Origin of the sequence: Acidihalobacter aeolianus (genome assembly GCF_001753165.1) — a bacterium.
Lineage (GTDB): Bacteria > Pseudomonadota > Gammaproteobacteria > DSM-5130 > Acidihalobacteraceae > Acidihalobacter > Acidihalobacter aeolianus.
Genome location: NZ_CP017448.1, coordinates 804,541 through 830,837, shown reverse-complemented (window position 1 = coordinate 830,837; position 26,297 = coordinate 804,541). Strand labels below are relative to the sequence as shown.

25 protein-coding genes and 1 riboswitch are annotated in these 26,297 nt (G+C 62.3%); of the genes, 7 read left to right on the top strand and 18 right to left on the bottom strand.

Annotation, left to right across the window (positions count from 1 at the left end; translation table 11 throughout):
- Positions 1–49 precede the first annotated feature (49 nt).
- The 5 genes from BJI67_RS03785 (at position 50) to BJI67_RS03765 (ending at position 3,948) form a co-directional block, all read left to right on the top strand.
- The gene (locus tag BJI67_RS03785; RefSeq protein WP_070071902.1) at positions 50–463 is read left to right on the top strand and encodes a rhodanese-like domain-containing protein; all 414 of its coding nucleotides are present in this window, start codon (positions 50–52) and stop codon (positions 461–463) included.
- 97 nt (positions 464–560) lie between these two features.
- Positions 561–1,382, top strand: a complete 822-nt coding sequence (locus tag BJI67_RS03780) for a GNAT family N-acetyltransferase (RefSeq protein ID WP_070071901.1) — start codon at positions 561–563, stop codon at positions 1,380–1,382.
- A complete protein-coding gene (locus BJI67_RS03775; protein WP_070071900.1) occupies positions 1,357–2,160 on the top strand; it encodes a lysophospholipid acyltransferase family protein in 804 nt (267 codons plus the stop codon). The genes BJI67_RS03780 and BJI67_RS03775 overlap by 26 nt, the downstream gene beginning before the upstream one ends.
- On the top strand, positions 2,157–3,422 hold the full coding sequence (locus tag BJI67_RS03770; protein ID WP_231940894.1) for a glycosyltransferase family 4 protein: 1,266 nt from the start codon (positions 2,157–2,159) through the stop codon (positions 3,420–3,422). The genes BJI67_RS03775 and BJI67_RS03770 overlap by 4 nt, the downstream gene beginning before the upstream one ends.
- The gene (locus BJI67_RS03765; protein ID WP_070071899.1) at positions 3,409–3,948 is read left to right on the top strand and encodes a phosphatase PAP2 family protein; all 540 of its coding nucleotides are present in this window, start codon (positions 3,409–3,411) and stop codon (positions 3,946–3,948) included. Before BJI67_RS03770 ends, BJI67_RS03765 begins: the two co-directional genes overlap by 14 nt.
- Here BJI67_RS03765 and BJI67_RS16630 read toward each other — a convergent pair.
- The 7 genes from BJI67_RS16630 to BJI67_RS03730 all read right to left on the bottom strand — a co-directional run bounded on the left by BJI67_RS16630 (position 3,941) and on the right by BJI67_RS03730 (position 9,263).
- Positions 3,941–4,246, bottom strand: a complete 306-nt coding sequence (locus tag BJI67_RS16630; protein ID WP_070071898.1) for a FeoC-like transcriptional regulator — start codon at positions 4,244–4,246, stop codon at positions 3,941–3,943. The two genes, BJI67_RS03765 and BJI67_RS16630, sit on opposite strands and share 8 nt — an antisense overlap.
- Positions 4,246–6,576 carry a Fe(2+) transporter permease subunit FeoB gene (feoB, locus tag BJI67_RS03755; RefSeq protein WP_070071897.1) on the bottom strand — a complete coding sequence of 777 codons (2,331 nt, stop codon included), beginning with the start codon at positions 6,574–6,576 and terminating at the stop codon, positions 4,246–4,248. Before feoB ends, BJI67_RS16630 begins: the two co-directional genes overlap by 1 nt.
- A gap of 49 nt (positions 6,577–6,625) precedes the next feature.
- Complete coding sequence (locus BJI67_RS03750) at positions 6,626–6,853, bottom strand: FeoA family protein (protein ID WP_070071896.1); 228 nt, start codon at positions 6,851–6,853, stop codon at positions 6,626–6,628.
- Between the two features lie 15 nt (positions 6,854–6,868).
- Positions 6,869–7,147, bottom strand: a complete 279-nt coding sequence (locus BJI67_RS03745; RefSeq protein WP_070071895.1) for a FeoA family protein — start codon at positions 7,145–7,147, stop codon at positions 6,869–6,871.
- Between the two features lie 85 nt (positions 7,148–7,232).
- Entirely contained in the window at positions 7,233–8,045 is an 813-nt protein-coding gene (gene znuB, locus BJI67_RS03740) for a zinc ABC transporter permease subunit ZnuB (protein WP_070071894.1), read from the bottom strand.
- On the bottom strand, positions 8,038–8,808 hold the full coding sequence (locus BJI67_RS03735) for an ATP-binding cassette domain-containing protein (RefSeq protein WP_070071893.1): 771 nt from the start codon (positions 8,806–8,808) through the stop codon (positions 8,038–8,040). The genes znuB and BJI67_RS03735 overlap by 8 nt, the downstream gene beginning before the upstream one ends.
- On the bottom strand, positions 8,805–9,263 hold the full coding sequence (locus BJI67_RS03730) for a Fur family transcriptional regulator (protein ID WP_070071892.1): 459 nt from the start codon (positions 9,261–9,263) through the stop codon (positions 8,805–8,807). Before BJI67_RS03730 ends, BJI67_RS03735 begins: the two co-directional genes overlap by 4 nt.
- A gap of 66 nt (positions 9,264–9,329) precedes the next feature.
- Between BJI67_RS03730 and BJI67_RS03725 the strand changes: the two genes are divergently transcribed.
- Positions 9,330–10,283 carry a zinc ABC transporter substrate-binding protein gene (locus BJI67_RS03725; protein WP_083250613.1) on the top strand — a complete coding sequence of 318 codons (954 nt, stop codon included), beginning with the start codon at positions 9,330–9,332 and terminating at the stop codon, positions 10,281–10,283.
- Here BJI67_RS03725 and BJI67_RS03720 read toward each other — a convergent pair.
- From BJI67_RS03720 to BJI67_RS03675, 10 genes are all read right to left on the bottom strand, one after another.
- Positions 10,256–11,098 carry a UDP-2,3-diacylglucosamine diphosphatase gene (locus BJI67_RS03720; RefSeq protein ID WP_070071891.1) on the bottom strand — a complete coding sequence of 281 codons (843 nt, stop codon included), beginning with the start codon at positions 11,096–11,098 and terminating at the stop codon, positions 10,256–10,258. The two genes, BJI67_RS03725 and BJI67_RS03720, sit on opposite strands and share 28 nt — an antisense overlap.
- An 86-nt stretch (positions 11,099–11,184) precedes the next feature.
- Positions 11,185–11,544 (bottom strand): diacylglycerol kinase, encoded by a 360-nt coding sequence (locus BJI67_RS03715; protein ID WP_070071890.1) that lies wholly within the window; start codon positions 11,542–11,544, stop codon positions 11,185–11,187.
- 79 nt (positions 11,545–11,623) lie between these two features.
- Positions 11,624–13,123, bottom strand: a complete 1,500-nt coding sequence (gene gcvPB, locus BJI67_RS03710) for an aminomethyl-transferring glycine dehydrogenase subunit GcvPB (RefSeq protein WP_269449618.1) — start codon at positions 13,121–13,123, stop codon at positions 11,624–11,626.
- 4 nt (positions 13,124–13,127) lie between these two features.
- Entirely contained in the window at positions 13,128–13,628 is a 501-nt protein-coding gene (tpx, locus tag BJI67_RS03705; RefSeq protein ID WP_070071888.1) for a thiol peroxidase, read from the bottom strand.
- 20 nt (positions 13,629–13,648) lie between these two features.
- A complete protein-coding gene (gene gcvPA, locus BJI67_RS03700) occupies positions 13,649–15,010 on the bottom strand; it encodes an aminomethyl-transferring glycine dehydrogenase subunit GcvPA (protein ID WP_070071887.1) in 1,362 nt (453 codons plus the stop codon).
- Between the two features lie 23 nt (positions 15,011–15,033).
- Positions 15,034–15,426 carry a glycine cleavage system protein GcvH gene (gene gcvH, locus BJI67_RS03695; RefSeq protein ID WP_070071886.1) on the bottom strand — a complete coding sequence of 131 codons (393 nt, stop codon included), beginning with the start codon at positions 15,424–15,426 and terminating at the stop codon, positions 15,034–15,036.
- Positions 15,427–15,481: 55 nt separating this feature from the next.
- On the bottom strand, positions 15,482–16,576 hold the full coding sequence (gcvT, locus tag BJI67_RS03690) for a glycine cleavage system aminomethyltransferase GcvT (RefSeq protein ID WP_070071885.1): 1,095 nt from the start codon (positions 16,574–16,576) through the stop codon (positions 15,482–15,484).
- A gap of 147 nt (positions 16,577–16,723) precedes the next feature.
- Positions 16,724–16,814: riboswitch (glycine riboswitch) on the bottom strand.
- Positions 16,815–16,869: 55 nt separating this feature from the next.
- Positions 16,870–18,162: a S41 family peptidase gene (locus BJI67_RS03685; protein WP_197513291.1), complete on the bottom strand. Its 1,293-nt coding sequence runs from the start codon at positions 18,160–18,162 to the stop codon at positions 16,870–16,872.
- Between the two features lie 121 nt (positions 18,163–18,283).
- Positions 18,284–20,551, bottom strand: a complete 2,268-nt coding sequence (locus BJI67_RS03680; RefSeq protein WP_197513290.1) for a serine/threonine protein kinase — start codon at positions 20,549–20,551, stop codon at positions 18,284–18,286.
- An 85-nt stretch (positions 20,552–20,636) separates the two neighbouring features.
- A complete protein-coding gene (locus BJI67_RS03675) occupies positions 20,637–22,205 on the bottom strand; it encodes a GGDEF domain-containing protein (protein WP_156782011.1) in 1,569 nt (522 codons plus the stop codon).
- 342 nt (positions 22,206–22,547) lie between these two features.
- Here BJI67_RS03675 and BJI67_RS03670 point away from each other — a divergent pair, with 342 nt between their 5' ends.
- Positions 22,548–22,964, top strand: a complete 417-nt coding sequence (locus BJI67_RS03670; RefSeq protein ID WP_070071882.1) for a hypothetical protein — start codon at positions 22,548–22,550, stop codon at positions 22,962–22,964.
- Positions 22,965–22,981: 17 nt separating this feature from the next.
- On the opposite strand, the gene BJI67_RS03665 is transcribed toward BJI67_RS03670, so the two are convergent.
- Complete coding sequence (locus BJI67_RS03665; protein ID WP_070071881.1) at positions 22,982–26,290, bottom strand: transglutaminase family protein; 3,309 nt, start codon at positions 26,288–26,290, stop codon at positions 22,982–22,984.
- Positions 26,291–26,297: the final 7 nt, after the last annotated feature.

The window sequence follows — 26,297 nt, the reverse complement described above, 5'->3', positions numbered from 1 at the left end:
CAACATCAACATTTCCCTTCAAATAATACGGGATTGAACAAGGAGTCACATGCACAAGACGCTTGCAGATTTCATCACAGACGCGCGTTCACGCGTAACCGATGTTAGCGCGGACGACCTGGCGGAATGGCTGGAGGAGCGTGTAGATGAGCTGCTCCTGATCGACACCCGCGAACCCTACGAATATGCACGGTCGCACATACCCGGGGCCCTGTTGATTCCACGAGGGTTGATCGAGAGTGCAGCCGACCCGAACAACGCACGGCGAGTATCCGTATTGTGTGAGGCGCGTGACAAAACCATCGTGCTCTATTGTGACACCGGAGGTCGCAGTACGCTGGCTGCCGACAATCTGCAACTAATGGGCTTCTCGCGTGTTCTAAACCTTGCTGGCGGCCTCAAGCTGTGGGACGCAGAGGACTATGCGACAGAATCCGGGGAATACACCCTGCCATTGCCTTGATACGCATCACAGGCATGTAACTGAAGCATCACGCCCTGGTCACGGCGCTGACAACAAGGCCTCCTAGCATGAACAAAATGCTGGAAGGAGATTGAATATGGGTGACAACCTTGCCCGCAAAGGCTTCGTGCAAGCTCAGTTGGTAGCGGAACTGGCGACGAACGAAGCGCAGATCCACGAGTCGCAACTGCTGCGCTACAGGATATTCGCCGAGGAAATGGGGGCGCAGGTCCATTCATCCGCACCGGGGCTGGAAACCGATGGCTATGACCCTTACTGCCATCATTTGTTGGTACGGGATGTAAGAACGGGTGAGGTTATCGGTAGCACGCGCATCCTGACCGACACCCAGTCTCGCCTGTCCGGTGGTTTCTACTCGGAATCCGAATTCGATCTCAGCCCCATCCTGGCATTGCCTGGGCGCATCATCGAAATTGGGCGTACCTGCATTCATCCTGATTATCGTACGGGTGCTGCGATCGGTGTTCTGTGGTCAGCCTTAGGCCGATTCATGAGTATCCACCGAGTCGACTACATGATCGGTTGCGCCAGCATCGGTTTGCGTGATGGCGGACACGAGGCACGTGCCATCATGGCACGCATCCGTAGCCACCTTTCGCCGGACGAACTACGGGTGCAGCCACGCAATCCCCTAGCCATGGATGCATCGCATGGTACGCTATCCTCATTGAACATCCCCCCATTGCTCAAGGCCTATCTCCGTCTAGGCGCCTGGATTTGCGGAGAACCTTGCGAGGACAAGGCATTCAATGTTGCCGACCTGCTCATACTGCTTGAAGTCGACCGGCTCAACCCACGCTATGGCCGGCACTTCCTGCATACGGGTGCGCTTTCCGGTTCCTACCTGAGCCGCCGCCCGGGCCAATCTGCCGATGCGCAATCTGAGACGCACATATAGACTGCTCAGCCTGCTGCTCCACGCCGCGTTGGGCGTGGTGCTGACGCTCGTCTTCACCCGAGCGCGTCAGACCACCCCCAGCCCCCTTTTCGATGCCATCGCCTGCTGGTGGCGGGCCCGCATTGGCCGCATTCTGGGCTTGCGCTTGGAAATCCGTGGCAAACCTGTAGCTGGAGCGGCGCTCTGGGTTGTCAACCACATTTCCTGGATCGACATCGCTGCACTCGGCGGTGTTGCACCGGTCAGTTTCCTGTCCAAATCTGAAGTCCGCGGCTGGCCAATCATCGGCTGGCTGGCCGCACGCGGAGGAACCCTGTTTATCCGTCGCGGTGCTCGCGGCGGCGCCGACGCCGCCGCCGAAGAGATCACTTGGCATTTGATCCGCGGTCGGCGCGTGATCCTGTTTCCCGAAGCCACCACGACACGCGGCGATCTGGTTCGCCCCTTCCACCCAAGGCTGTTCTCCGCCGCCATTCGCGCCAACGTCCCGGTACAGCCGATAGCGCTACGCTATCTCCCACCTGCGGGATTTCCGCGCCAAGCGCACCACCCCACTGTGCCTTTCGTTGACGACGACACACTGCCCGCACATGCGTGGCGGGTGCTAGGAGAACCTCGAATCGAGGTGGAAATCGCGTTTTTAGCGCCGCTGCAGTCTGCAGGCGTCGAACGTCGTGCGCTGGCTGAATCCGCCCACGAGGCCGTTGCCGGGTTTCTCAACCATATCGCAAGCACGACAAGGCCAGATGGCGGCGTCGTACACGAGGTGAATCCGTGAACGCCCTTGCGGACATGCTGACGGCCGGGCAGCCCCAGGTCTGGACGGACACCGAAGATCTTCCCCCCGAGCCCCGCCAGCCTCTGCGCATCGCGCTGGTCACCGAAACCTGGCCGCCCGAGATTAATGGCGTTGCCAATACGCTCCGGCATTGGGCAGGCGGCCTTCTGGAGCGAGGGCATCGCATCCAGCTGACAAGACCTCGGCAAGGCCACCACGACCGCAGCCGGATCGAAGTCGGCGGCCTGGAGGAATGTCTGGTACCGGGAGTCCCCATTCCCGGCTATCGCGGCTTGAGATTTGGCCTACCGGTGGCACGCGCGCTACGCCGCAACTGGGCTCGATTCCGGCCCACTATCGTCTACATTGCCACCGAAGGACCTCTGGGCATGGCCGCCCTACGTGTCGCGCGCCGTCTGGGCATCCCCGCCATTACCGGTTTCCACACGCGCTTCGACTACTACAGCCGGCATTATCGTCTGGGCTGGCTCGAACCCGCCATTCGTAGGGTATTGCTGCGATTCCACAACCGTTCCACGGGCACCCTCGTTCCCACTCGGGAATTGGCGGACAAACTGATGGAACAGGGCTTTCACAATGCCCGGGTCGTATCCCGCGGTGTCAACACACAGCTATTCAATCCACAACGTAGGGATGGCGAACTGCGCCGTGCATGGGGATTACCCGATGAGCATACGCCCGTCGTGCTGTATGTCGGCAGGCTCGCCCCGGAAAAGAACATCGCGCTGGCAGTCAGCACCTTTCGCCACATGCAACAACGTACGCCGGAATTGCGTTTCGTTCTGGTCGGACATGGTCCGCATGAAGCAATCCTGCGACGTGAAAACCCCGACCTGATCTTTGCCGGACCTCGGGTCGGTGAAGATCTCGCGCGACATTACGCCAGTTCGGATATTTTCCTGTTCCCCAGCGTCAGCGAAACCTTCGGCAACGTGGTACTGGAAGCCATGGCCAGCGGCCTGGCAGTGGTCGGCTTCGACTATGCTGCAGGCCGGGAGCACATCAAATCAGGCATCAATGGACTGCTTGCTCCGCTAGGCGAGGAAAACACCTTTGAGGAAATAGCGGCCAACCTGGCGCAAGCACCGACGCAATTGGAACGCTTGCGGCTGGCCGCGCGTCATACCGCTGAAACCTTGGACTGGTCCCATATCACCGACCAGCTCGAAGCGCTACTCTATGAGTACGCCTTACCCGATAGATCCCCGTCTACGGAGGAGGATTGCCATGCGACTGCTTGAACGCCTGACTGAGGTCGACCAGCACGTCTGCCATCTGTTCAACCGGGCCAATCACCGTCGGCTGCCAGCCAAGGTGTTTGCCGCGGTCAGCCGCCTGGGCGACGGTGTACTCTGGTACACCATCATCCTGACTCTGCCGCTGATACACGGAGCCGCCGCTGCCCGCGTCAGCCTGCAGATGGTCGCCGTCGGACTCATCTCACTGATGCTTTACCGATGGCTCAAACATACCACCAGCCGCCCACGACCCTGCCAGGCAGAGGTCGGCATTCTGCAGAGTGTGCCGCCATTGGACGAATTCAGCTTCCCGTCCGGCCACACCATGCATGCCGTCGCCTTCAGCATCATCCTCGTCGCCTACTACCCGATGTGGGCGATCCTGGTGATCCCATTCACGATTCTGGTCGCCCTCTCACGACTGGTACTCGGACTGCACTATCCGAGCGATGTAATCGCCGGGGCGTTGATCGGCACCTTGACGGCCAGCGCGAGCCTATATGCATTTTCCGGTGGGCTGATCACCTGATCGAATCGTTCTTCATGCCGCCGCGCAGCGACGGCGGCATGAACCGCAACGGCCTTGCGGCGCCTACCCATTCGTAAACTACCGACTCAGCCTGCATGCCGTCTGCGTGGCATCCGCCGGTACATCCGCCCTTGCATCCACCTGCCGTCAGCTCAACGCGCCGCACGTGTCCGCGCAGAATCCAGAAATCCAAAACGCCTTCCAACGCACTCTCATCGCTGTCGAAGCGACGCATGAGGTCCTGCATGGGCGCGCTGCCTCTCGCCTCCAGATAGGCCTTGATCGCACGCGGCCCCATTACGCACCTCGCGGCGTCAGCGAGGGCACGCGGCGCAAACCATAGGCACGCAGCCCCACTACCACGATGGCCAGGGCCAGCAGCAATCCCCCCAGCCATGACAGCGAGGCCACCGGGTGTGCGTCGAAGGTCGCCAGCTGGTAATAGCCGACCGCAAGACCATAGGCCCAGAACACCCCCCACAGCACGGCGAACGCGGTCCATCCCCGACTGCCGGTTTCGCGGCGAATCGCAGCCACGGTGTTGACGCATGGCATGTAGAGCAGGATGAAGATTAGATAGGCCACTGCGGCCGGCACGCTGAACAGCGCACCCATGCGCGTCAGCGTATTCACCTGGAGCCCCTGAGCCTGAGCCGATGCCTCAATACTGCCAGAAGCGCGCTGTAGGCCTCCGAAACCCAGCGGATCGAGGAAGCCGCGCGCAAAGGCCATCGCATTGGCGGGAATGGTGGCCACGGCATGGCCAAGTTCGGTCGACAGATACGGGCGCCCACCCGCAGCAGATGCCGCGTTGGCCGCATCGTATTTTCCGTACACTCCATTGAGCGTACCCATGACGATCTCCTTGACCACCACGCCCGAGAGCAAGCCGACCGTCGCCGGCCAGTTTTCTTCGCTGATGCCCATGGGCGCGAACACCGGTGTCACACCTCGACCGATCTCGGCAAGGACCGATTCACCGACCTCATGATCGCCCAGGCCGCGGCCGTGCGGGCTGATGCTGGCCAGCGCCGTCACGATCATCGATGCAATGATGATCACCTTGCCGACGCGCAACAGAAATACCGACAACCTGTCCCAGGTGTTGCGCAACATGCCGCGCAGCGTCGGCAAACGATATGCCGGCAGCTCCATCACGAAGGGGCTGGCCTCTCCGCGCAAGGCCGTGCGCTTGAGGATGAATGCGGTGAAGATGGCTACGGCGATGCCGAGGATATAAAGCGCGAACACCAGCTGTCCTCCATGCTCCCGGAAGAACACCGCGACGAAGGCCATGTACACCGTCAGACGCGCGCTGCACGACATGAAAGGCTGCATCAAGGCAGCAACCAGACGCTCGCGTGGCTCCTCGAGGGTGCGTGTCGCCATCACCGCGGGCACGTTGCATCCGAAACCCACGATCATGGGTACGAAGGCCTTGCCCGGCAGCCCGATGCGGCGCATGAAACGGTCCATCACGAAGGCTGCGCGGGCCATATAGCCCGAATCCTCGAGGATCGAGAGAAACAGGAAGGTCATCCCGATCGGCGCGATGAAGGTGGATACGAGCTGTATCGAACCGCCTAAGGAGTAGGCAAGCAGGCTGACCAGCCAACCTGGGCTGTGCAGCGATTCCAGAGTTCGCGCCACACCATCCACAAAGATCGCATGCGAAGCGCCGTCGAAGAAGTCCAGAAAGATATTCCCCCCGTTGAAGCTGATGACGAACAGGAGGTACATCACCAGCAGAAATACCGGAATCCCAAGATAACGATTGAGTACCACACGGTCGACCCTGTCGGAGGTGCTGCGGCGTGCCACGCCTTCGCGTCGCATGACCGACGCCAACAGCGTATGCACGAAGGTATAACGAGCGTCTGCAATGAATACGTCCGCAGGTTCCCCAAGATGCTCCTCGATGCGCCTTTGGTGCTCTTCCATCGCATCGAGGGCAATCGTCGGCACCCATGAACGAGCCAAGACATCGCCTTCCAGCAGCTTGACGCCCAACCAGCGCGCCTCCACCCGATGATCATCGGCTGCGGGTTGCAGAAGTGGTTCGATGTCGCTTAGCGCGTTCTCGACCAGAGGTGCGTACTCGATCTCCGCACCCCGATGTTTCTCCGCATCCAACTGGGCGAGAATCGCGGCCTTGAGGTCGTCTATCCCCTCGCCACGGGCGGCCACCATCTTGACCACGGGACAACCCAGACCTTCGGCCAAACCCTGCACATCGATCTTCACGCCCAACTCGCGTGCCGCATCCCACATGTTGAGCGCGAGAACGACAGGCACGCGCATTTCCAGCAGCTGGGTGGTGAGATACAGGTTACGCTCGAGATTCGACGCATCGACGATGTTGACGATCAGATCGGCTTCGCCCGAAAGCGCATAGTCACGGGCGATGGCTTCGTCGAGCGACGCACTCGATGCGGCGTCCAGGGAGTACGTACCGGGCAGATCCACCACCTGCAGCGTCTGCCCCTCATACTCATAGGCGCCTTCCTTGCGCTCTACGGTCACCCCTGGCCAGTTACCGACCTTCTGACGCGAACCGGTCAAGGCGTTGAACAAGGTCGTCTTACCGCAATTGGGGTTTCCGATCAGCCCGATGATTCCGCCCTTCACGACACCACCTTAATAAATGATAATCATTACTATTTACGGTCAAAAAAATTCAGGTACGTTCGACGCGCAGCGCCGATGCCTCGTCCCTGCGTAGCGTCAGGGCTGAGCCACGTACCCGAATTTCCACTGGATCGCCGAGCGGAGCCAGGCGGGTAACGGTAAATTCCGCCCCCAAGGTCAACCCCATCGCCATCAGCTTGCGACGGTAAGCTGCCTCGGTTGGTGCGAAACCCCGCACCCGGCCTGACTCCCCGACTTTAAGGTCCGCTAGGACCATCGCCCACCCCCCCCATCAAACCTTTTCAACCCGAATCCGGTGCAGCAGTCCGAGACCGATGGCCATGCGGCTTGCCCCCTGCATGACGACGGCACCCGCCGCCCCTTCGCGTTGTACGAGTTGCAATTCGCTTCCCAGTCCGAGCCCCATGGCAGCGAGTCGCTTGACCATCGCCTCTCCACCGTTGCACGCGACCACGCGTACGCGTTCTCCCACCACAGCCAGCATCAGGGGGAACTCGCCTTCCGAACTCCCGCTTGAATCCCGTGTTTCCCGAGCCGCGCCTGCCGACATGATTCACTCCAGGGACGTCGCCGTATCTGAGGTGCAGTATATCGCGATTATTCTCAAATGAGAACCGTTATTATTCTCACTCGCATCATCGTGCGGCAACAGCCGCCTCACCGACCCGGCGCCTCGGCAGTAGAAAGACGATGACGAACAAGGCCGCTGCGGCAACGACGATCGACGGGCCGGCCGGTGTATTCCAGCGCAGCGATCCGAACAACCCGCCCACGACGGCTAGACCGCCGAACGCTGCCGCCATCGCCGCCATCGTCTCCGGCGAGCGAGCGAAGCGGCGTGCGGTGGCCGCAGGGATGATCAGCAGAGCGGTAATCAGCAGCATGCCCACGACCTTCATCGCGACGGCGACCACCAATGCCAACAACATGACGAAGACGAGATTCAACCTGTTTGCCGGGACGCCTTCGACACGAGCCAGATCCTCGTGCACGGTGGCCGCGAGCAGACCACGCCACGACACGGCCAGCACCATCAGCACCAACATGTCGCCCAGCGCGATGGTCAGCAGATCCGCATGCCCGATCGCCAGGATGTCTCCGAACAGGTAACCCATGAGATCGATGCGCAGATTCGGCAGAAAGGCGATCGTCACCATGCCGAGCGACAAGGCGGTATGCGCAATAATGCCGAGCAGCGTATCGCTGGCCAGGTGCCGCTGACGCTGCAGCCCCACGAGCAACAGTCCGGCGGTCAGGCAAACCGCGAGAATCCCGATGCGCAGATCGACGCCCAGCAGAAACCCCAGAGCGACGCCGAGCAATGCGGAGTGGGACAGCGTATCGCCGAAATAGGCGAGCCGTCGCCACACGACAAAGCAACCCAGCGGCCCCGCAACGAGAGCCACGCCCAGCCCGCCGAGCAAGGCCTGCCAGATGAAGTCAGGCATGACGATGGCCTCCCTCATCACTCTCGCCCGACACCGCCCCGTGAGTGTGATCGTGCACGTGTGCATATACGGCCAGGCCGCGCGTATCGGCCACGCCGAACAGACGCTGGTAGGCCGGGTCCCGGCTCACCGCCTCGGGCAAACCGGTACAACAGATATGTCCATTGAGGCAGACGACGCGATCGGTCGCCGCCATTACCAGATGCAGGTCGTGCGACACCATCAGCACGCCGCACCCCAACTCGTCGCGAATCTCGCGGATCAAGGTATAAAAGCCGCTCTGCAGACCCACGTCGACGCCCTGGGCCGGCTCGTCCAGAACCAGCAATTCGGGGTCTCGCAGCAAGGCCCGAGCGAGCAGCACTCGCTGCATCTCCCCGCCCGACAACCCCTGGATCGGGCTATCCAGGAGGCCCACCAGCCCCAAACGCTCCCCCGCCGCGCGCACCGCACCTCGGCGGCGCGCGCCCAGGCGCAGGAAGCGGGCCACGTTCAACGGCAGGATCGGATCGACCGCCACGCGCTGTGGCATGTAGCCGATACGTAGCCCTTCCTTTCGCATCATGCGCCCCACCGTGGGCGACTCAAGCCCAAGCAAGGTTCTGACCAGCGTGGTCTTGCCGGCGCCGTTGGGACCGATCAGCGTAACGATCTCCCCAGCACTCAGGCTCAGGTCGATATCCGACAGGATGCGCCGCCCGCCCAACGTGACGCCAAGTCCGGAAGCCTTGATGAGATCGACAGCGCCTGTTGCGGGCGTCATTCGCGGCACCTGCGGCAACGCCCGCTGACTTCGATCAGTTGAGTCGCGGGCTCGAATTCGTGCAACGCCGCCTGCTGCCGGACGGCATCACCGAGCGTGGACGAATCCACTTCGACGCTGCTGCCGCAGTCGCGGCAGATCAGCAGCAGACCGCCATGCGCGTCGCCCGGATGATCGCAGGCAACGAAGGCATTAGTGCTGCGCACGCGGTGCGCCAGCCCCTGGGCACGGAGAAAATCCAGCGCCCGATAGACCGTCGGCGGCGCATCCGCGAATCCGTCCGCGCGCAGGTCCGCCAGCAGTTCGTAGGCGCCGACCGGTGCGCCGTAGGCAATGAGTTGCTCGAACACACGACGCCGGAGCGGCGTGAAACGAACGCCACGATCGCGGCACAGCATTTCGGCCTGCTCGAGCCGATGCTTGCGAGTGTCCTTACTGGAGCCTGATGTCTGCATGGTTTGCGATGCCGCAACGAGATTTTGTTATATTATAACTTCTCTTTTCCGCTAACCAGATAAATCATGCCCATGCCTTCTTTCTCACGGTATCGCCGGCTTGCCTGCCTGTATCTGTTGCTTGCGTGCACAGTTGCATTTGCCGTCCCGAGTCAGGCCGCGCCACGCGTGGTCGCCAGCATCAAGCCCATAGCATCGCTGGTCGCTGGCGTGATGGCAGATACCGGAGAACAGCCCTATCTGTTGGTTCCTGGCGCCTCGTCGCCGCATACCTACAGCCTGCGCCCGTCGGACATCGCGGCCCTGCATGCGGCAAGCGTGGTGTTCTGGGTCGGCCCGATGCTGGAAACCTTCCTTCAGGGACCACTCAAACAATTGCCGCGGGGGACACGCGTCGTGGCCCTGTCCACCGCGCCCGGGGTACGTCTGCTGCCCGTGCGTGCCGGATTCGGTGTTGCACCCGAGGAATCACAGGAAGGCGTCTCCTTGACCGAGCACATGGCCGACGTCAATCCCCACGTCTGGCTGGACCCGCAAAACGCCATCGCGATGGTGCGCGAGATCGCGCGCGTGCTGAGCGCGGCCGAACCCGGGAACGCCGCACGCTATGCTGCGAATGCGCAGGCCCTCGTGCTCCGGCTTGAACGCCTGGATCGTAATCTCGCACAGCAGCTAGCGCCGGTGAGAAACGTCCCCTTCATGGTGTTCCACGATGCCTACGCCTATTTCGACGCGCGCTACGGATTGCACGCGATCGGCGCGCTGACCCTGGAGCCCTCGTTGCCACCAGGCGCGCGCAGGGTCGTAGCGGCACGCGCCGCGATGCGCCAATATGGGGTGCGCTGCCTGTTCCGGGAGCCTGAATTCGCCTCGCCGCTTATCCGTACGGTCACGGCGGGCACCGAGGTGCGGGTCGGGGTGCTCGACCCGCTGGGTGCTGATCTAAAACCCGGCGAGAAACTTTATTTCACACTGATGCACAACCTGGCCGATCACCTGGACAGCTGTCTGGCCCACTGAGGCGCCAGCTCGGGCACCGGCAACGGACTCCCGGCATCCACGACTTCGTTGCCCGCATGTTCGCGCTCGACCCGCTTGTGGTCGGCCCAGTGAATGAGCTGCAGCCGCCCGTCGCGGCTCTCGACCAGAGCCGTGCAATGCTCCACCCAGTCGCCGTCGTTGCAATACAGCACACCGTCCACGTGCTCGATGCCGGCGACGTGAATGTGCCCGCAGACATAGCCGTCGAACTCACCCCGTCCGGCCTCGTGCGCGGCCGCACTCATGAAACGCTGTACGTAACGACGGGCCCCGCCTACCCGGCCCTTGATCCAGGCCGACAGCGACCAGTAGGGCAGCCCCCAACGCCCGCGCAGGTGGGCGCTCAGCCGGTTCAGCCAAAGCAGGAAATTGTAGGCTGCGTCGCCCACCGCCTGAGCCACGCGGCCGCAACGCACGGCGGCGTCGAACTCGTCGCCATGACTGACCCTGAGCCGACGCCCGTCGAGCGTCACGTGCACGGCATCGAGACGAATCTCAACCCCTTTGAACGTGGTTCCGGCCCAAAGGCGCAGCGATTCGTCATGGTTGCCGGGGGTGTAGACCACCCGGGTGCCATTGGCAGCCAGTTCGAAGAAGGTACGCACGATTTCGCTGTGGCTGGCCGGCCAGTGCACCTGACGGCGCATGGCCCAGAGATCGAAGACATCGCCGACGAGATACAGCGTGTCGCAGCGCGCGTGGCGGAGAAAATCCAGAAGGTAGTCGGCACGGCAGTCCGGCGTGCCCAGATGAATATCGGAAATGAAGATCGCGCGATAGTCGAGATGTGACATGGCCCCACTCCATCCGCCCGGTTGCCGGCACTATGGAGTCGCAAGATGACAGCGCGATCTCACCCGCTTGACGGTGCGATGAAGCGTCAGATCAGCAGAAGCAGCCAGATGACCGCGGCGTTGAGGATGGAAACCAGCACCGCGGCCGACCCCATGTCCTTGGCCCGCGCGGAAAGCTGGTGACGTTCGCCGCCGAAACGATCGATCGCCGCCTCGACCGCCGAGTTGAGCAGCTCGACGATCAGCACCAGGAACACACTGCCGATCATCAGCGCGCGCGAGGCGGCATCGTCGCCTAGCCAGAGCGCCAGCGGCACAAGCACGGCACTCACCGCCAGCTCCTGGCGGAACGCCGATTCGTGTCGAAAGGTCGAGCACAGGCCGTGCCAGGAATACCCGGCCGCCTTGACGATACGCTTGAATCCCGTGTGACCGCTTGCCGCCATGAAGCCGCATGCCCCCGTTGCGCGAGGACACACGCTAACGGGGGAACATTTCAGGGCGATGAATCGGGGTTGGGGAAGCTTATCCCTCGGCTTGCCAGCGTAGATCGAGTTCGCGCGCGGCGCGCACCTCGTCGAAACGTCGGTTGGGCATGCGGTACGGCGCGCCCTTGACCATGCCCGCCTCATCCTGCGACTCGCGCCGGATGGCGGCCATCGCTTCCACGAAGGCGTCCAGATCCTCCTTGGCCTCGGTTTCGGTCGGCTCGATCAGCAGACACTCCGGCACCAGCAGCGGGAAGTAGGTGGTCGGCGCGTGGAAACCGTAATCCAGTAGGCGCTTGGCGTAGTCCATCGCGGTCACCCCCGTTTCCTTCGCCTCGCGCTTGAGCGTAACGACGAACTCGTGGGTGGCGCGACGCTGCGCGTAGGCGAGCGTGAACCCTGCGTCGCGCAGGCGCACGGCGAGGTAGTTGGCATTCAGGGTCGCGAACTCCGCGACGCGCTGCATCCCCTCCCGCCCCAGCATGCGCATGTAGGCGTAAGCGCGCAGCAGCACCCCGACGTTGCCCATGAAGGCGGACAGGCGACCGATGCTCTGCGGCATGTCCGCTTCGAGCAGCAGGCGGTAGCGCCCTTCTTCGCGCGCCACCACCGGCACCGGCATGAACGGCAGCAGACGTTCGCCGACGCCGACCGCGCCCGCTCCCGGACCGCCGCCGCCGTGCGGGGTGGAGAAGGTCTTGTGCAGATTCATGTGGATGACGTCGAAACCCATGTCGCCGGGACGCACCTTGCCCAGAATCGCGTTGAGGTTGGCGCCGTCGTAGTAGAGCAGGCCGCCCGCCTCGTGAACGATCCCGGCAATCTCGTGGATATGACGCTCGAACACCCCCAGCGTGGAGGGGTTGGTCAACATGATGCCCGCGGTCTGCGGCCCGACCGCCTCGCGCAGGGCCTGCATGTCGACATCGCCGTCGTCGCTGGTGGGAATCTCCCGAACCGCATAGCCGCACATCGTTGCGGTGGCCGGGTTGGTGCCGTGCGCCGCATCGGGCACCAGGATTTCGCTGCGCGCGCTGTCGCCGCGCGCATCGTGATAGGCCCGGATCATCGCCACACCGGCGAACTCGCCCTGCGCACCCGCCATCGGCGTCAGCGAGACGCCACGCATGCCGGTCACCGACTTGAGCATCTCCTGCAGTTCGAACAAACAGCCCAGCATGCCCTGCGCATGGGCGTCGGGGGTATGCGGGTGCAGACCCAGGAACCCGTCCAGCATTGCCGCCGCATTGGAACCGCGCGGGTTGTATTTCATCGTGCACGAACCCAGCGGGTAGAAATGCGTGTCGATGGAAAAGTTCTTTTGCGACAGCCGGGTGTAGTGCCTTACCGCCTGCAGTTCGGAAACCTCGGGCAGGCCGGTGGCGCTGCGGCGGCGGAAGCGCTCGGGCAGGGCGTCGGCGGAATGCTCCGTCAGCGGGGCCTGGGCGGCGGCACGCCGACCATGGCGTGCGTGTTCGAAGATCAGCATGGATTGCGCTCTCGTGAAATTGACGCTGCCCCGCCCGGGGCGGGGCAGCCGCTCAGGCCAGCGCCGCCAGTGCAGCGTCGTAATCCGGCTCGTCGGCGATCTCGGAGACGAGTTCGGTGTAGACCACGCGGTCGTTCTCGTCGAGCACGACCACCGCACGCGCGGTGATGCCGGCCAGGGGACCGTCCTCGATCAGCACACCGTAGTCCTTGGCGAAGGCGCGGCTGCGCATCAACGACAGAGGGATCACGTTGGCCAGACCCTCGTCGCCGCAGAAACGCTTCTGCGCGAAGGGCAGATCGGCCGAGATGACCAGCATGACCACGTCGCTGCGGTCCCTGGCAAATTCGTTGAACTTGCGTGTGGAGGTCGCGCAGGTCGGCGTGTCGAGGCTGGGCACGATGTTGAGCAGCTTCTTCTTGCCGGCGTAGGTCGACAGTTCGACATTGTTCAGATCGGCATCGACGAGCCGGAAATCGGGCGCCTTGCCGCCGACTGCCGGCAGCTCGCCGTGGGTATGAATCGTATTGCCTTGCAGGGTGATCGTGGCCATGGGATATCTCCTTTCGGTGGTCAGGCTGCGAGGGCTCGCCGGAGGCTTTCGATATAAAGTTCGAGATCGTCGGATGTCTTGGTTTCCGTAGCGCAAACCAGGATCGCATCGTCCAGTTCGGGAGAGATGCGCCCCAGGTCGTAACCGCCCAGAATGCCGTCGGCGGCCATCGCCTCGAGTACGGCACCCGCCCTGCGGGGCAAGCGCAGCGCCACTTCGTGGAAACAGTCGCCGGTGAATGCTGGACGGACGCCGAACGTTGCCGCCCGCTCGATCAGGGTGTGGGTATTGGCGTAGCTCGCACTTGCCACACGCGCCAGGCCCTCGGGGCCCAGAATCGCCATGTGGATCGTCGATGCGGTCACCACCAGACCCTGATTGGTGCAGATATTGGAGGTCGCCTTGGAGCGCCGGATGTGCTGTTCGCGCGCCTGCAGGGTCAGCACGAAACCGGGCTTGCCGTCGGCGTCGATCGCCCGGCCGACGATACGTCCGGGCATCTGCCGGACATGCTGTTTCCGGGCGCACATGAAACCGTAGTACGGACCGCCGAAGGACAGCGGCGCGCCCAGCGGCTGCCCGTCGCCGACCACGATGTCGACGCCGGTCTCGCCCCATTCGCCCGGCGGCTTGAGCAGCGCAAGCGTCAACGGGTTCACCGCCGCGATCAGGATAACGCCGTGCCGCGCCGCCCAGTCGCTCAACGTATCGACTTCTTCCAGCACGCCGAAGAAGTTGGGTTGCGGCACCACCAGGGCGGTGACCGCGCCCTCCTCCTCGTAGTCGGCGAGCACGGCCGGATCGACACGGCCGGTCGCCGCGTCATAAGGCAGGTCGACGAGTTCGATACCCTGGTTGTGCACGATATTGTGCGCGGTGGCACGCCAGGCCGGGTTCAGGCTGCGCGGCACCAGCACGCGACGGGTCTTGGCGCGGCGGTTGAGCCGCACCGCCATGAGCACGGCCTCGGCGAGTGCGGAGGCGCCGTCGTACAGGGAGGCATTGGACACCTCCATCCCGGTCAGCCCGGTCATCATGGACTGGTATTCGTAGATCAGCTGCAGCGTGCCCTGCGAGGCCTCCGCCTGGTATGGCGTATAGGCGCTGTAGAACTCGCCGCGGGTCGCGATCTCCCAGACGGCCGCGGGAATATGGTGCTCGTAGGCGCCGGCACCGATGAAATTGAGCAGGGCGCCATCCTGAGCGGCCCGTTCGCGCATCAGGCGCAGGGTTTCCATCTCGCTGAGCGCGGGCGGCACGCCCTCGAGTTCGCCCGCGCGCAGTCGTGCGGGAATCTCGTCGAACAGGTCTTCGGTGCGGTCAACGCCGATGGCCGCGAGCATTTCGCGGACGTCGGTCTCGGTATGCGGGATAAACGGCATGGGGTCGTCGTCCTCGGCGGGCCTCAGCCCTCGGCTTCCACAAAGGCGTCGTAGGCGGCAGCGTCCATCAGCTCCCCCAGGGCCTCCATGGAGTCCGGTCGGAACTTGAAGATCCAGCCGTCGCCGTAGGGTTCCTGATTGATCAGTTCTGGACTGTCGGCCAGCGCCTCGTTGCCCGACAGGATCTCGCCGGCCAAGGGCGCATACACGTCCGATGCGGCCTTGACGGATTCCACCACCGCACAGGCATCACCGGCCGCGACCCTGCGCCCCGCCTCCGGCGCCTCGACGAACACCAGATCGCCCAACAGCTCCTGGGCATGTTCGGTGATGCCCAAGGTGCAGGTGCCGTCGCCGTTGTCGCGCACCCACTCGTGGCTTTGGGTGAATTTAAGATCCGCCGTCTGCTGGCTCATGGTGCATGTCTCCCGAAATAGTCCTGAATGAAGGTTGCCAATCTGATACGTCGTCTTATTGCCCGTCGAGGCAGCTGCGGCCGTGGCGCACGAAAGGCGGCCTGACGACGCGCGCCGGGAGGTGCTTGCCGCGGATTTCGACCTCGCAGCGCTCCCCCGTACCCGCCGGCACGCGCGCCAGCGCGATGGCGACGCCCAGGGTCGGCGAGAAGGTGCCGCTGGTGGTCTCACCCTCGCCGATGCCCTCGACGATCACCGGCTGGTGACCACGTAGCACGCCGCGCTCCTCCAGCACCAGGCCGACGAAACGGCGCAGCCCGCCCGCCGTTCGCTGGCGCTCGAGCGCTTCGCGGCCGATGAAATCGCGTTCGGCTGGCTCCCAGGCCACGGTCCAGGCCAGACCGCATTCCAGCGGACTGATGGACTCGTCCATGTCGGTGCCATAGAGATTCATCCCGGCCTCGAGGCGCAGGGTGTCGCGCGCACCGAGGCCGATGGGCGCCACGCCGGCCGCCAACAGCGCGCGCCAGAAGGACGCAGCCTGCTCGTTGGGCAGCATGATCTCGAAGCCGTCTTCGCCGGTGTAGCCGGTGCGCGCCACAAAACGCTCACCCAGTTCGGCGGCGTGAAACACGCCCAGATCGAGCGCACCCGCGCCATCCTCGCCGCCGAGCACACCGGCGGCCAGTTCGCGGGCCCGCGCCCCCTGCACGGCCAACATCGATAGATCGTCGCGCACGGCAATATCGAGTTCGAAGCCCTCGGCCTGCTTGCGAATCCAGGCGAGATCCTTATCGCGCGTGGCCGCGTTGACCACGGTACGGTAACGCCCGTCGTCGAGGTAGTAGGTGATCAGGTCGTCGATCACACCGCCGTCCTCGCGCAGCATGCAGCTGTACAGGGCCTTGCCGCGTTGCTTCAAGCGGTCGACGTCGTTGGCCAGCAGATGACGCAGAAAATCGCGGGCGCCAGGCCCGGCGAGATCGAGGACGGTCATGTGGGAGACGTCGAAGACGCCGGCGGCTTCGCGCACCCGGCGGTGCTCGTCGAGCTGCGAGCCGTAATGCAGCGGCATGTCCCAGCCTGCAAAATCGACCATCTTGGCGCCGGCGGCGAGGTGTTCGGCGTGCAGGGCTGTTTGTCGGGTCATCGCTCGAGTCCTGTGCAAAAGGCGGCAAGCGGCATGCCACATGGCTGCCGGCGGCCGCCCCTCTGTCCACGGACCTGAGAGATCAGGTCCTCGGCGGACCCTCCCCTTCGGTGGGCGGGCAGATACCCGCCGCTCTCCAGAGTCGATATCGGCCCGCGTGTCCTTTTGCCTGAGCGTTTCCGGGCGGTTTGCGCCTTCGGCGCCCCATCAACGACGGGGTCTCTCCAAGCGGGCTTTGTAATCGAGCGCCAACTATAAACGAGCGGCGAGCGGGTTTGAAGCCGCCCACTCGATCAATGTGTACCGAGTACCGCCACGGTTTCCTGCGCTGTCTTCTGCATGCGCTGTTCAAGCATCTTCAAACCGGCCAGCAACTGGGTATCGTCCGACTTACGGAGGCCTTCGGTGGTGAGGTCCTTCATCGCGTCGGGACGCAGCATCAATGCATTGGCCGGCAATGCAACCTTCTCGGTCGGCGCCAGTCCCTTGTGCCAGAAGGAATGCCCATTCGGCGTAAGCCACTCCTCGACCGCCAGCAGCAGGGCCGCACCATCGGGCAGCATGAACTGTTGCAGCACCGTGCCGGTCCCGAAGGTTTTCTCGCCAATCAGTGGCGCATGCAGATCGTCCTTGAGTGCACCCGCAACGATTTCGGCCGCACTGGCAGTACCACCATTGACCAGAATGACCACCGGCAAATGGATCTTCGGCACGTCGGGATTCACCGGCACCGCGCGTACACGCCCACGCACGTTGCGCTCGAGCATCACATTACCGCTCGTCACGAACTGGCTAGCCACGTCGATCGCCTCGGTGAGCAGTCCACCCGGATCGTTACGCAGATCAAGAAGAATGCCGCGTGCGCCGGCTTCGCGAGCCGCGGCGAGGGCATGGCTCAACTCCTCCGCAGTGCCCTTGCTGAAACTGGAAATGCGCACATCCGCAACCGCAGTACCCGGGAGCATGTGCCAGCTGACGGTATGAATTGGGATCTTGGCGCGCACCAGGGTGACCGTGCGCGTTTTGCCGGTCGTCGGGTCCATCAGTTCGAGCACAACCTCGGTTCCTACCGGCCCGCGGATATGATCGACCACCTCACCCAGAGGCTGGCCGGTGACGTCCTTGCCGTCGACCTTGAGGATGATGTCGCCAGGGCGCAGATGTGCACGCTGCGCAGGAGTGCCATCGAGCGGTGTCACGATAATGACCTGCCGTCCTTTAAGCCTCACCTCAGCACCGATCCCGGCAAAATGGCCACTGATCACCGAGTCGGCCATCTTCACCATATCAGGGGTCAGAAAAGTGCTGTGGCCGGTGTCTCCCAGGGAATCCACCATGCCGCTGATGGCGGCATAGGTCATATCCTTGGGTTTAATCGAGGCGCGATCGACATAATGGGCATCGATCAGATTCCATGCCCGTGACATCAACAGAAAATCGGGGACGGCCCGCAAGGGTACGACCGCCGCGGGCACCACGCCTGCCAGATACTGTCGATCAATGAATACACCGGCCACCAGACCAAAAACGAACACCAGCACAATGGGCGTCAGGCGACGCCGACGCGTGTGAGAAGCTGACTTCACGGATGTCCTCTCGATGCCTGCCATTCCATCGGCCGAAAGGCCGTTGCCTCGCAGCTTACCAGATCACGCGTGCCTCGGTGCCGTCCTCACAGACGCAAGGAAAACCCTGGAAACGCACAGCTCAACCACCTTGACGCAGTGCCATCACTGCCTGATTGCGCAGCGTTTTGAGGGCGGTCAGTACGGTTTCACCCAGATGCACCTGCGGCGGCAAATCGAGATAAAACAACCCGAGGCTGCGCCCGGCAGCAACCACTGGCATGACGACAAAACGCTCCCCGCGCAGATAACCATCGAGTTCAGCGGGCAAGTAACGAGTCGTCGCATGCGTGCCAGGCTGGGTTTGCACCACAATATCCTTGTCTTGCGACAATCCCAGTGCGATCACGTCGCGTCGGTCGGCCGTGCGTGGCAAGCGAAGACCGAATACGTCATCGGCACGATCACCCAACGTGACCCGAGCGGTGACGTGGCTCCCACCGGCATCGATGATGAACAGAACCGCATGCTCTGCGCCCACGCCGCGATACATGGTCTCGAGAATCGATTGCAACAACTCGGCCAAGCGAAAACTACCCACCAAGGTTGTGGAGATCTCGTTGACGCCTGAGAGCAGGATCGCCAGACGTTGCTCGTCGCTCATCTGCAAGGCGGTGGGCGCCTCTAAATCAACGTCTTCGCTACCCGCCGGCGCAGTCTCGGCGGGCAGCGTCACGCCCGCCTGCGCCCAATGCGGCAGATGGATACCCGTCCCTGCGACGAAAGCGCGCAATTCACGCCGCGATGACTCAACCAGTTCGTTGATCTGATTGCGGGTATATCCCAGTGCATTATGGTAACGACCCGCCAAACGTTCTATACGACCGGGATTCACCCCGTCTTTCGACGTCAGCTCGCGGGAAAGCTCATTGGCGAATACACACGCGATGTGCAGACGGGCATGCTCTTCCGTCGCCTTCGGCACCACGCCATCAGGCAACGGCGCCAGCGTTTCGATCATCGCTGACGGGAAATTCCATTCCTTGAGCACCGCCTTGCCGATTTGCGCGTAATCGACTCCGAGCACTTCGCGTGTGGCGCTGGTCTCCGACACGCGCCGGTGCTCGGCGGCGAGCCGAATGTCACCATATTCCTCAGGAAAGTAGTAGATCACTAGCAGGCGACCGACATCGTGCATCAAGGCGCAGATAAAGGCCTGCTCAGGATCCACTCCACCGCTCTTGGCGGCCACGAGCTTGGCCATCAGCGCGCTCTGCAGCGATGCTACGAGGCCGTCCACCAGCTGTTTGTCGGCATCCGTATGCTTTAGGTTCTCAAACAGGATCAGGCTGAGCGCCGCCATGCGGACCTGATTGAAGCCGAGAATCATGATGGCTCGGCTGATGGTGCGGATATCACCCCCAAACTGCCCGTAATACGAGGAATTGGCCAGACGCAGAAGTTTCTGTGTGGTCGCGTAATCCTGCAAAACGACGTTGGCGAGCTGCCCCACGCTGCGGTTGCTCGCCTCGGCAGACATGCGATTGATTTCCTGGATGGCGCGAGAGAAACCGGGAAAATCCGGTTTGCGCTTGATTCTGCGAAGCATGAAATCCAGGCCATTACCGCGGCCGGCATCCAGGCCTACGTCGCCCAGTGCCGCCAAGGCCTCACGAAACGCTCCGGCATCGGCATAACGATCCTCGGGGGCAGGAGCTGTGGCGCGCAGCACGATCTGATCCATGCGCGGGTCACCGCCGCCCTTCACGCGTGACGGTGCCTCCAGGCGGCGCTGCACGATCGCCTGACGGATCGCCGCTGGCGAATCGCCGGTGAAGGCGCATTTCCCCGTCAGTAATTCGTGAAAAAGCACTCCCAGGGTGAATACATCCGAACGCGCATCAACCTGGCCACCCGTAATCTGTTCCGGCGACAGGTACGGCAAGGAACCCCATTCGCGGTTATGTTCGCTCACAGCGGAGACCGGCATGGCAATCCCGAAATCGGTGACCCGAGCCCGTCCGTCCGTGCCCATCAGCACGTTCGAGGGTTTAATGTCGCGGTGGAGGATGCCGGCCAAATGCGCCGCTTCAACGCCTGCAAGCACATCAAGCATAACACCGCCCGCGTCACCTCCGTTCCACTCGGGAGCCCGCAGACGTTCGGCCAGGGAACAGCCATCCACGTATTCGAAAATCAGGTAAACACCTTCGGGATAGGTGCCAGCTTCATACAATGGCACGATATTCGGATGCTTGAGTCCCCCGACGATACGCGCCTCGCGCATCAGCCACTCGCCAGCGCTCGCGTCGCCGAGGGCATCGGCCAGCACGGTCTTGATCGCCACCAGCCGCTCAAGGCGCGGATCGTAAGCCTGATAGACGGCACCCTGGGTACCGCTGCCCAGCACGCCTCGCACCTCAAACCGGTCTATATTTGAAGGCACCCTCACCGAACCCACACAAACTCCATCTCATACCACTCCTGACGCATCTCTATGCCGCACCGGAATTTGCCGCCAGCGAAACGCGATTGCGCCCGGCGCGCTTGGCCACATACAAGGCATCATCTGCCAGGCTGAGTGCACGATCGATCGTAGCCGCATCCGTACTGACGGGCGCGACACCAATACTGACCGTCAGACTGAACGGACCTGCAGGCGTAGTGAACCGCGCGTGCTCGATAGCCTCACGAACCCGTTCCGCGACTTCCATCGCCCCTGTTTGCGGTACATCTGGCAACAAAACGGCAAACTCCTCACCCCCGATTCGGGCAGCAATATCATAATCCCTTAGACACTGCGTCACTGCATCGACGATCGCACCCAGCGCAGCATCCCCGACCGAATGCCCGAAACGGTCATTAATATTCTTGAAATTATCCACATCGAGCAAAAGCAGGCTCAAAGGACCATTTTTGCGCTTGGCGCGCTTGATCTCCGTTTCCGCGAGGGCGAAAAAACTGCGACGATTGTGCAGCCCGGTCAAGGTATCCGTACTTGCAAGCCTCTGCAGCTCGCGCTCGATACGCTTGCGCTCGCTGATATCCACGAGTGCAACAAAGTATACGGTCTCTCCATCATATTCAGTACGAACCGCGGTCAAAATAGCTTCGACTGGCTTGCCTTTGATGGTACGTAGATGAATATCGATACCATCCACCACACCCACTGAACGCAGCCTGCCTACAATCCATTCACGCTCACGCAAATCCTCGTAGAAACCCGGGGTGAATAAGGAACTGAGATTGTGATCGCTTTCAATACCTAACAATGCGGAAGCTGCTCGGTTGATTCGTAACAGGGCGCCGTCTCGATCACGCGTGAGCACCAATGGCACGGGTGCGGCGTCAAACAGATGCTGAAGATTATCCTCGCTCGCTCGTAAACGCTCCTCCACTTGCCGGTAGTCAATCACCTTCTGGCCAAGTTCATTATTCATCGACTGCAAGGCCTGCACGGTCAGGTATTCCGAGCGCTGACCACGATTGATCACGCGCACAAAATAAGTACCCAGTGCGTTAACAACCAGGACCAGAAAGACAAGAACGAGACGATCAGCAACGGTATCGGCCTGATCAAATCCAGACAGTGCCAGAAACGCCAGGCTGAATAGCCAGGGCAACAGCATTTCAATTGGCCAAAGGCTGGGCAGAAACATGTACAGCAAGGCAACGATAACGAGCATGCTCATCGCATGAAACTCGACATTGGCATTGTGCAGAGAAACCATAAACAGGAAGCTGCCAGCCAAGATCAATTCAAAAATGAGCAAACTGATCAGTGGCGGGTCGCTTCCCTTACGGTTGCTGACATATGCACGGTACGCCAGCCATATTCCTGCGAGCAAAACAGCCAAGCGGCCCAGCATCTGCAGATGCGAGTGATTGACTTCCTGTACCACGTGGTCGTGGAACAACACGCTCCAGTAAAGGGCCCCGCCCACCAGCCCCCCGACGATCAAACGCCCGGTGATCCATCCTAGGTGGGCACGCCGGAAAGCGGCCTCCATATGACTGTCGGCAAAACATCCGGTAACTGTGTACTGTGCGTCCACCTCAACCACGTGATTTCCTCGAATCGGTGATATCTACCGGAGCGCAAACCATAAACTTAAGAAAGCTCTCTTATATGTGTATTTAAGGGCGCTCGCGGGGGGATCGCTCGGCACCCCCATCAGACTAGAGCATAAGACACGCGACACGGTCACGCTGACAAACCGCCCTATAAGTCTTATCGATGCACAAAAATATGGACAGCGACGCTGCAATGATTATCATTCGGCGCGAGACTCATCCTATGGATTGAAAGGCGGGCTGCCAGATCGGAATCTCACCGAGCTTGCACCCTTGTCACCCATAACCAGAACCTACCACCTCAGCGGTCAACCGGCAGGCTGTCACTACTCATGAGCGAAAATCCAATATGGTTCGGCTACTTGGAAGCGGGCGCCAAGAGCACACCCGTAGTACTGGATCAACGTCTGAATACAGGCAAGCCGGATACCATGTACCTGTTCAATCTGGCGCGCAATAGCTTCCTTGAGTATAAGCGCGAGATCGTAGATGCGAAGCTGCGCGAACTGCAGGACGGCGAGGCCGACCTCGGGACACTGAAGTCCGCGTTCAACAACGCGCGCAAGGAGTTTCGCCCACGCGTCAGCCGCGCCCAGACGGTTGCGGAACGCGGGTTTGCAACGTCGCAATCTTCTTCCGACGAACCAGAAGAACTGCTGGACGAGTTGTTAACCAGTAGCGCCGATGCGGACATCGACTCAGACGACGAAGATGACACAGACGACGACTGGGACGAAGACGAAGACTGAAAACCAGCCAGCGCGATTCAATCGGGGGCGTAACGCAAATCCAGCGTCGTGGGAAAATACGGATTAGGTTCTTCGCGTGATAGGACGCTCCCTCCGGGGGTGTGACCCTCCGCGCGGAATCGGGCCATGCGGCGTGCCTCTGCTTCGTTGGCATTGACCGGATAGCGATCGTAGTTGCGGCCGCCGGGATGAGCCACGTGGTAGGTGCATCCGGCCACCGCATGCGCGTTGTAATCGTCGACGAGATCGAACACCAGAGGCACCTGTCGCGGTATCGTCGGATGCAGCCCTGAAGGCGGCTGCCAGGCCTTGAAGCGCACCCCTGCGACATATTCGCCAGGCACCCCGGTCGGGGTCAGCGGCACCTGCCGGCCATTGCAGGCAACCCGATAGCGCGTGTCGGGCAACCCTGTCACCCGAATCTGCACACGCTCGACCGACGAATCCACATAGCGCGCCGTACCCGTCGCGGTCACTTCCTCACCCAACACGTGCCACGGTTCCAGCGCGCTGCGCAGTTCCATTCCGATACCGTTCCAGTGCACCGTGCCGTAGTGCGGGAAGCGGAATTCCAGAAACGGCGCAAACCACTGCAAATCGAAGGTATAGCCCCAGCTCCGCAGATCCTCGATCACCTGCTTGAGATCGGCCCAGACGAAATGCGGCAACATGAATCGGTCGTGCAATGCCGTGCCCCAGCGCTGCGGTCGATGCAGGTAGGGGTGTTCCCAGAACCGCGCGACCAGGGCCCTTAGCAGCAGCATCTGCACCAGACTCATGCGCGAATGCGGGGGCATCTCGAAACCGCGAAATTCGAGCAGTCCCAGACGGCCGGCCGTACCGGAGGGCGAATATAGCTTGTCGATGCAGAACTCCGAGCGATGCGTGTTGCCGGTCACGTCGGTCAACAGATTGCGCAGCAACCGATCGACCAGCCAAGGCGCAGGCGTTTCGCCGGGCGGCATTTGCTGCAACGCGATCTCGAGTTCGTAGAGCGCGTCGTCGCGCGCCTCGTCGACACGCGGCGCCTGGCTGGTCGGGCCGATGAACATCCCTGAGAAGAGATACGACAGCGCCGGGTGATGCTGCCAATAGATCAGCAGGCTGCTCAGCAATTGCGGGCGGCGCAGCAACGGACTGTCTGCGGGTGCGGGGCCGCCCAGGGTCACGTGGTTGCCGCCCCCGGTACCCGTGTGACGTCCGTCGAGCATGAATTTTTCGGTACCCAGGCGGGTTCGAAACGCCTCCTCGTAAAGTGCCGTGGTCATCTCCACCAGCTCATCCCAGCTAGCAGCCGGATGGATATTGACCTCGATAACACCGGGATCGGGAGTGAGCTTGAACCGCTGAAGACGGGAGTCTTCAGGTGGCTCGTAACCTTCCAGGATCACCGGCTGCTGGAGTTCAGCGGCCACGTCTTCGACCGCGGCGATCAAATCGAGGAAGTGCTCCGCATGACTCAACGGGGGCAGGAAGAGATAAACGCGGCCATCGCGGGCCTCGACGCACAGTGCCGTGTGGGCCACGGGACCGCCACCTGCAGCCCACTCGTCCACATCCGCGAATGATGGCTCGGCAGCTATCGGAGGAACGTGTTCGCCTTCCAGATCGTAACGCCTCGCCACTTCGCCCATGCTTTGCCCGAAACCCGTCTCCGGGGCGAAAGGATCGCGGGTCGGCGGCAGGGCCCGTCGCGTCGGCTCGACCCAAGGCAAGGCGTTGAGAGGCAGGCGATACCCCATCGGCGAATCGCCGGGTAGCAGGTACATCGTTTCGCCACGGAAGCGCCAGCGCGACGAGCGCCAGTGCCCGTCGGACTCCGCCCAGCGCAAGGGCAGCGCATAACCTGCCGGAGTGCCAAGACCGCGAGACAGGATCGCAGCCAGGCGGCGGCGCTCGAGCGGATCATCGAGATCGGCCGCCAACGGATCGAGATTATCCGGCAGCTGCTGTTCCGCGTGCAGGTAGTGATAGGCATCCTCGTATCCGGCGATCAGATACTCCGTACCCAGGCCGAGACGGTGGGCCAGACGTTCGGCAAAACGCTCGGCCGTAGCCGCATCGGCCTCGCCCGGTGCATCCTCGTCGGCCAGCCAGCGGGCATCCCGCCACAGAGCCTGACCATCGCGACGCCAGACGCAGGTCAGCGCCCAGCGCGGCAGCGGCTCGCCCGGGTACCACTTGCCCTGCCCCCGATGCAGCAAACCGCCGGGCGCGAAGCGTGCGCGCAGTCGGCGGAACAGCGCATCGGCCAGATCCCGTTTTTGCTCGCCCAGCGCCGCCGTATTCCACTGCGCGTCGTCCATGTCGTCCACCGACACGAAGGTCGGCTCTCCGCCCAGGGTCAGCCTGACATCGCCCTGGGTCAGATCCTCATCGACCGCATGACCGAGCGCCATCACCTCCGCCCACTGGGCATCGGTATAGGGCAACGTCACCCGCGGGTCTTCGTGGATGCGCACCACCTCGTTGCGGTAGCCGAATTCGACCTCGCAGGGATCGCTGGCCCCGGTCAACGGCGCGGCATCCGCCGGCGACGGCGTACATGCGAGCGGGATGTGGCCTTCGCCCGCGAACAGTCCGGAGGTGGGATCGAGGCCTACCCAACCGGCGCCGGGCACGTAGACTTCGGCCCAGGCGTGCAGATCGGTGAAGTCCTCCGTCGGTCCGGCAGGCCCATCCAGGGGCTTGACGTCCGCGGTCAGCTGCACCAGATAACCGGACACGAAGCGCGCAGCAAGACCCAGATGACGCAGGATCTGCACCAGCAACCAGGCCGAATCGCGACACGATCCACTGCGCCTTTCGAGGGTCTCCTCGCAGGTCTGCACGCCCGGCTCCATACGTACCAGATATTCGATGTCCCCCTGCAACCGCTGATTCAGGGCGACCAGGAAATCCACGGTGCGCGCTTTCTCACGCGGCACCTGTGCCAGCCACTCCTGCAGCAGAGGGCCCGTTTCATCGCACTCGCAGTAAGGCGCGAGCGCCTTGTCGAGGTCCGGCGCGTAATCGAACGGCCAGTGTTCGGCATAGGATTCCAGAAAGAAATCGAAGGGATTGATCACAGTCATCTCGGCGACCAGTTCGACCGTCACCGCCAAACGCCGCGTCTTGTGCGGGAACACCAGACGAGCCTGGAAATTGCCGAAGGGATCCTGTTGCCAATTGATGAAATGATCGGGAGGATCGACCTTGAGGGAATAGCTCAAGACCGGAGTGCGCGTATGGGTCGCCGGGCGCAGGCGGACCAGATGCGGGGTCAGCGCAACCGGGCGATCGTAGAGATATTCCGTGTGATGGTGGATCGCTACGCGAATAGCCATCGGGCGA

What these genes read in the sequence shown, in the direction of transcription:
- BJI67_RS03745 (WP_070071895.1), bottom strand. Translation starts at nt 7,147, where the DNA reads ATGTCGGCAGGCGCGGCTCGGGAAACACGGGATTCAAGCGGGAGTTCG.
- tpx (WP_070071888.1), bottom strand. Translation starts at nt 13,628, where the DNA reads ATGGCCACGATCACCCTGCAAGGCAATACGATTCATACCCACGGCGAG.
- BJI67_RS03750 (WP_070071896.1), bottom strand. Translation starts at nt 6,853, where the DNA reads ATGGTCCTAGCGGACCTTAAAGTCGGGGAGTCAGGCCGGGTGCGGGGT.
- BJI67_RS03785 (WP_070071902.1), top strand. Translation starts at nt 50, where the DNA reads ATGCACAAGACGCTTGCAGATTTCATCACAGACGCGCGTTCACGCGTA.
- BJI67_RS03765 (WP_070071899.1), top strand. Translation starts at nt 3,409, where the DNA reads ATGCGACTGCTTGAACGCCTGACTGAGGTCGACCAGCACGTCTGCCAT.
- BJI67_RS03720 (WP_070071891.1), bottom strand. Translation starts at nt 11,098, where the DNA reads ATGTCACATCTCGACTATCGCGCGATCTTCATTTCCGATATTCATCTG.
- BJI67_RS03730 (WP_070071892.1), bottom strand. Translation starts at nt 9,263, where the DNA reads ATGCAGACATCAGGCTCCAGTAAGGACACTCGCAAGCATCGGCTCGAG.
- gcvT (WP_070071885.1), bottom strand. Translation starts at nt 16,576, where the DNA reads ATGACCCGACAAACAGCCCTGCACGCCGAACACCTCGCCGCCGGCGCC.
- BJI67_RS03665 (WP_070071881.1), bottom strand. Translation starts at nt 26,290, where the DNA reads ATGGCTATTCGCGTAGCGATCCACCATCACACGGAATATCTCTACGAT.
- BJI67_RS03775 (WP_070071900.1), top strand. Translation starts at nt 1,357, where the DNA reads ATGCGCAATCTGAGACGCACATATAGACTGCTCAGCCTGCTGCTCCAC.
- BJI67_RS03780 (WP_070071901.1), top strand. Translation starts at nt 561, where the DNA reads ATGGGTGACAACCTTGCCCGCAAAGGCTTCGTGCAAGCTCAGTTGGTA.
- BJI67_RS03670 (WP_070071882.1), top strand. Translation starts at nt 22,548, where the DNA reads ATGAGCGAAAATCCAATATGGTTCGGCTACTTGGAAGCGGGCGCCAAG.
- gcvPA (WP_070071887.1), bottom strand. Translation starts at nt 15,010, where the DNA reads ATGCCGTTTATCCCGCATACCGAGACCGACGTCCGCGAAATGCTCGCG.
- BJI67_RS03725 (WP_083250613.1), top strand. Translation starts at nt 9,330, where the DNA reads ATGCCCATGCCTTCTTTCTCACGGTATCGCCGGCTTGCCTGCCTGTAT.
- BJI67_RS03715 (WP_070071890.1), bottom strand. Translation starts at nt 11,544, where the DNA reads ATGGCGGCAAGCGGTCACACGGGATTCAAGCGTATCGTCAAGGCGGCC.
- znuB (WP_070071894.1), bottom strand. Translation starts at nt 8,045, where the DNA reads ATGCCTGACTTCATCTGGCAGGCCTTGCTCGGCGGGCTGGGCGTGGCT.
- BJI67_RS03735 (WP_070071893.1), bottom strand. Translation starts at nt 8,808, where the DNA reads ATGACGCCCGCAACAGGCGCTGTCGATCTCATCAAGGCTTCCGGACTT.
- BJI67_RS16630 (WP_070071898.1), bottom strand. Translation starts at nt 4,246, where the DNA reads ATGGGGCCGCGTGCGATCAAGGCCTATCTGGAGGCGAGAGGCAGCGCG.
- gcvH (WP_070071886.1), bottom strand. Translation starts at nt 15,426, where the DNA reads ATGAGCCAGCAGACGGCGGATCTTAAATTCACCCAAAGCCACGAGTGG.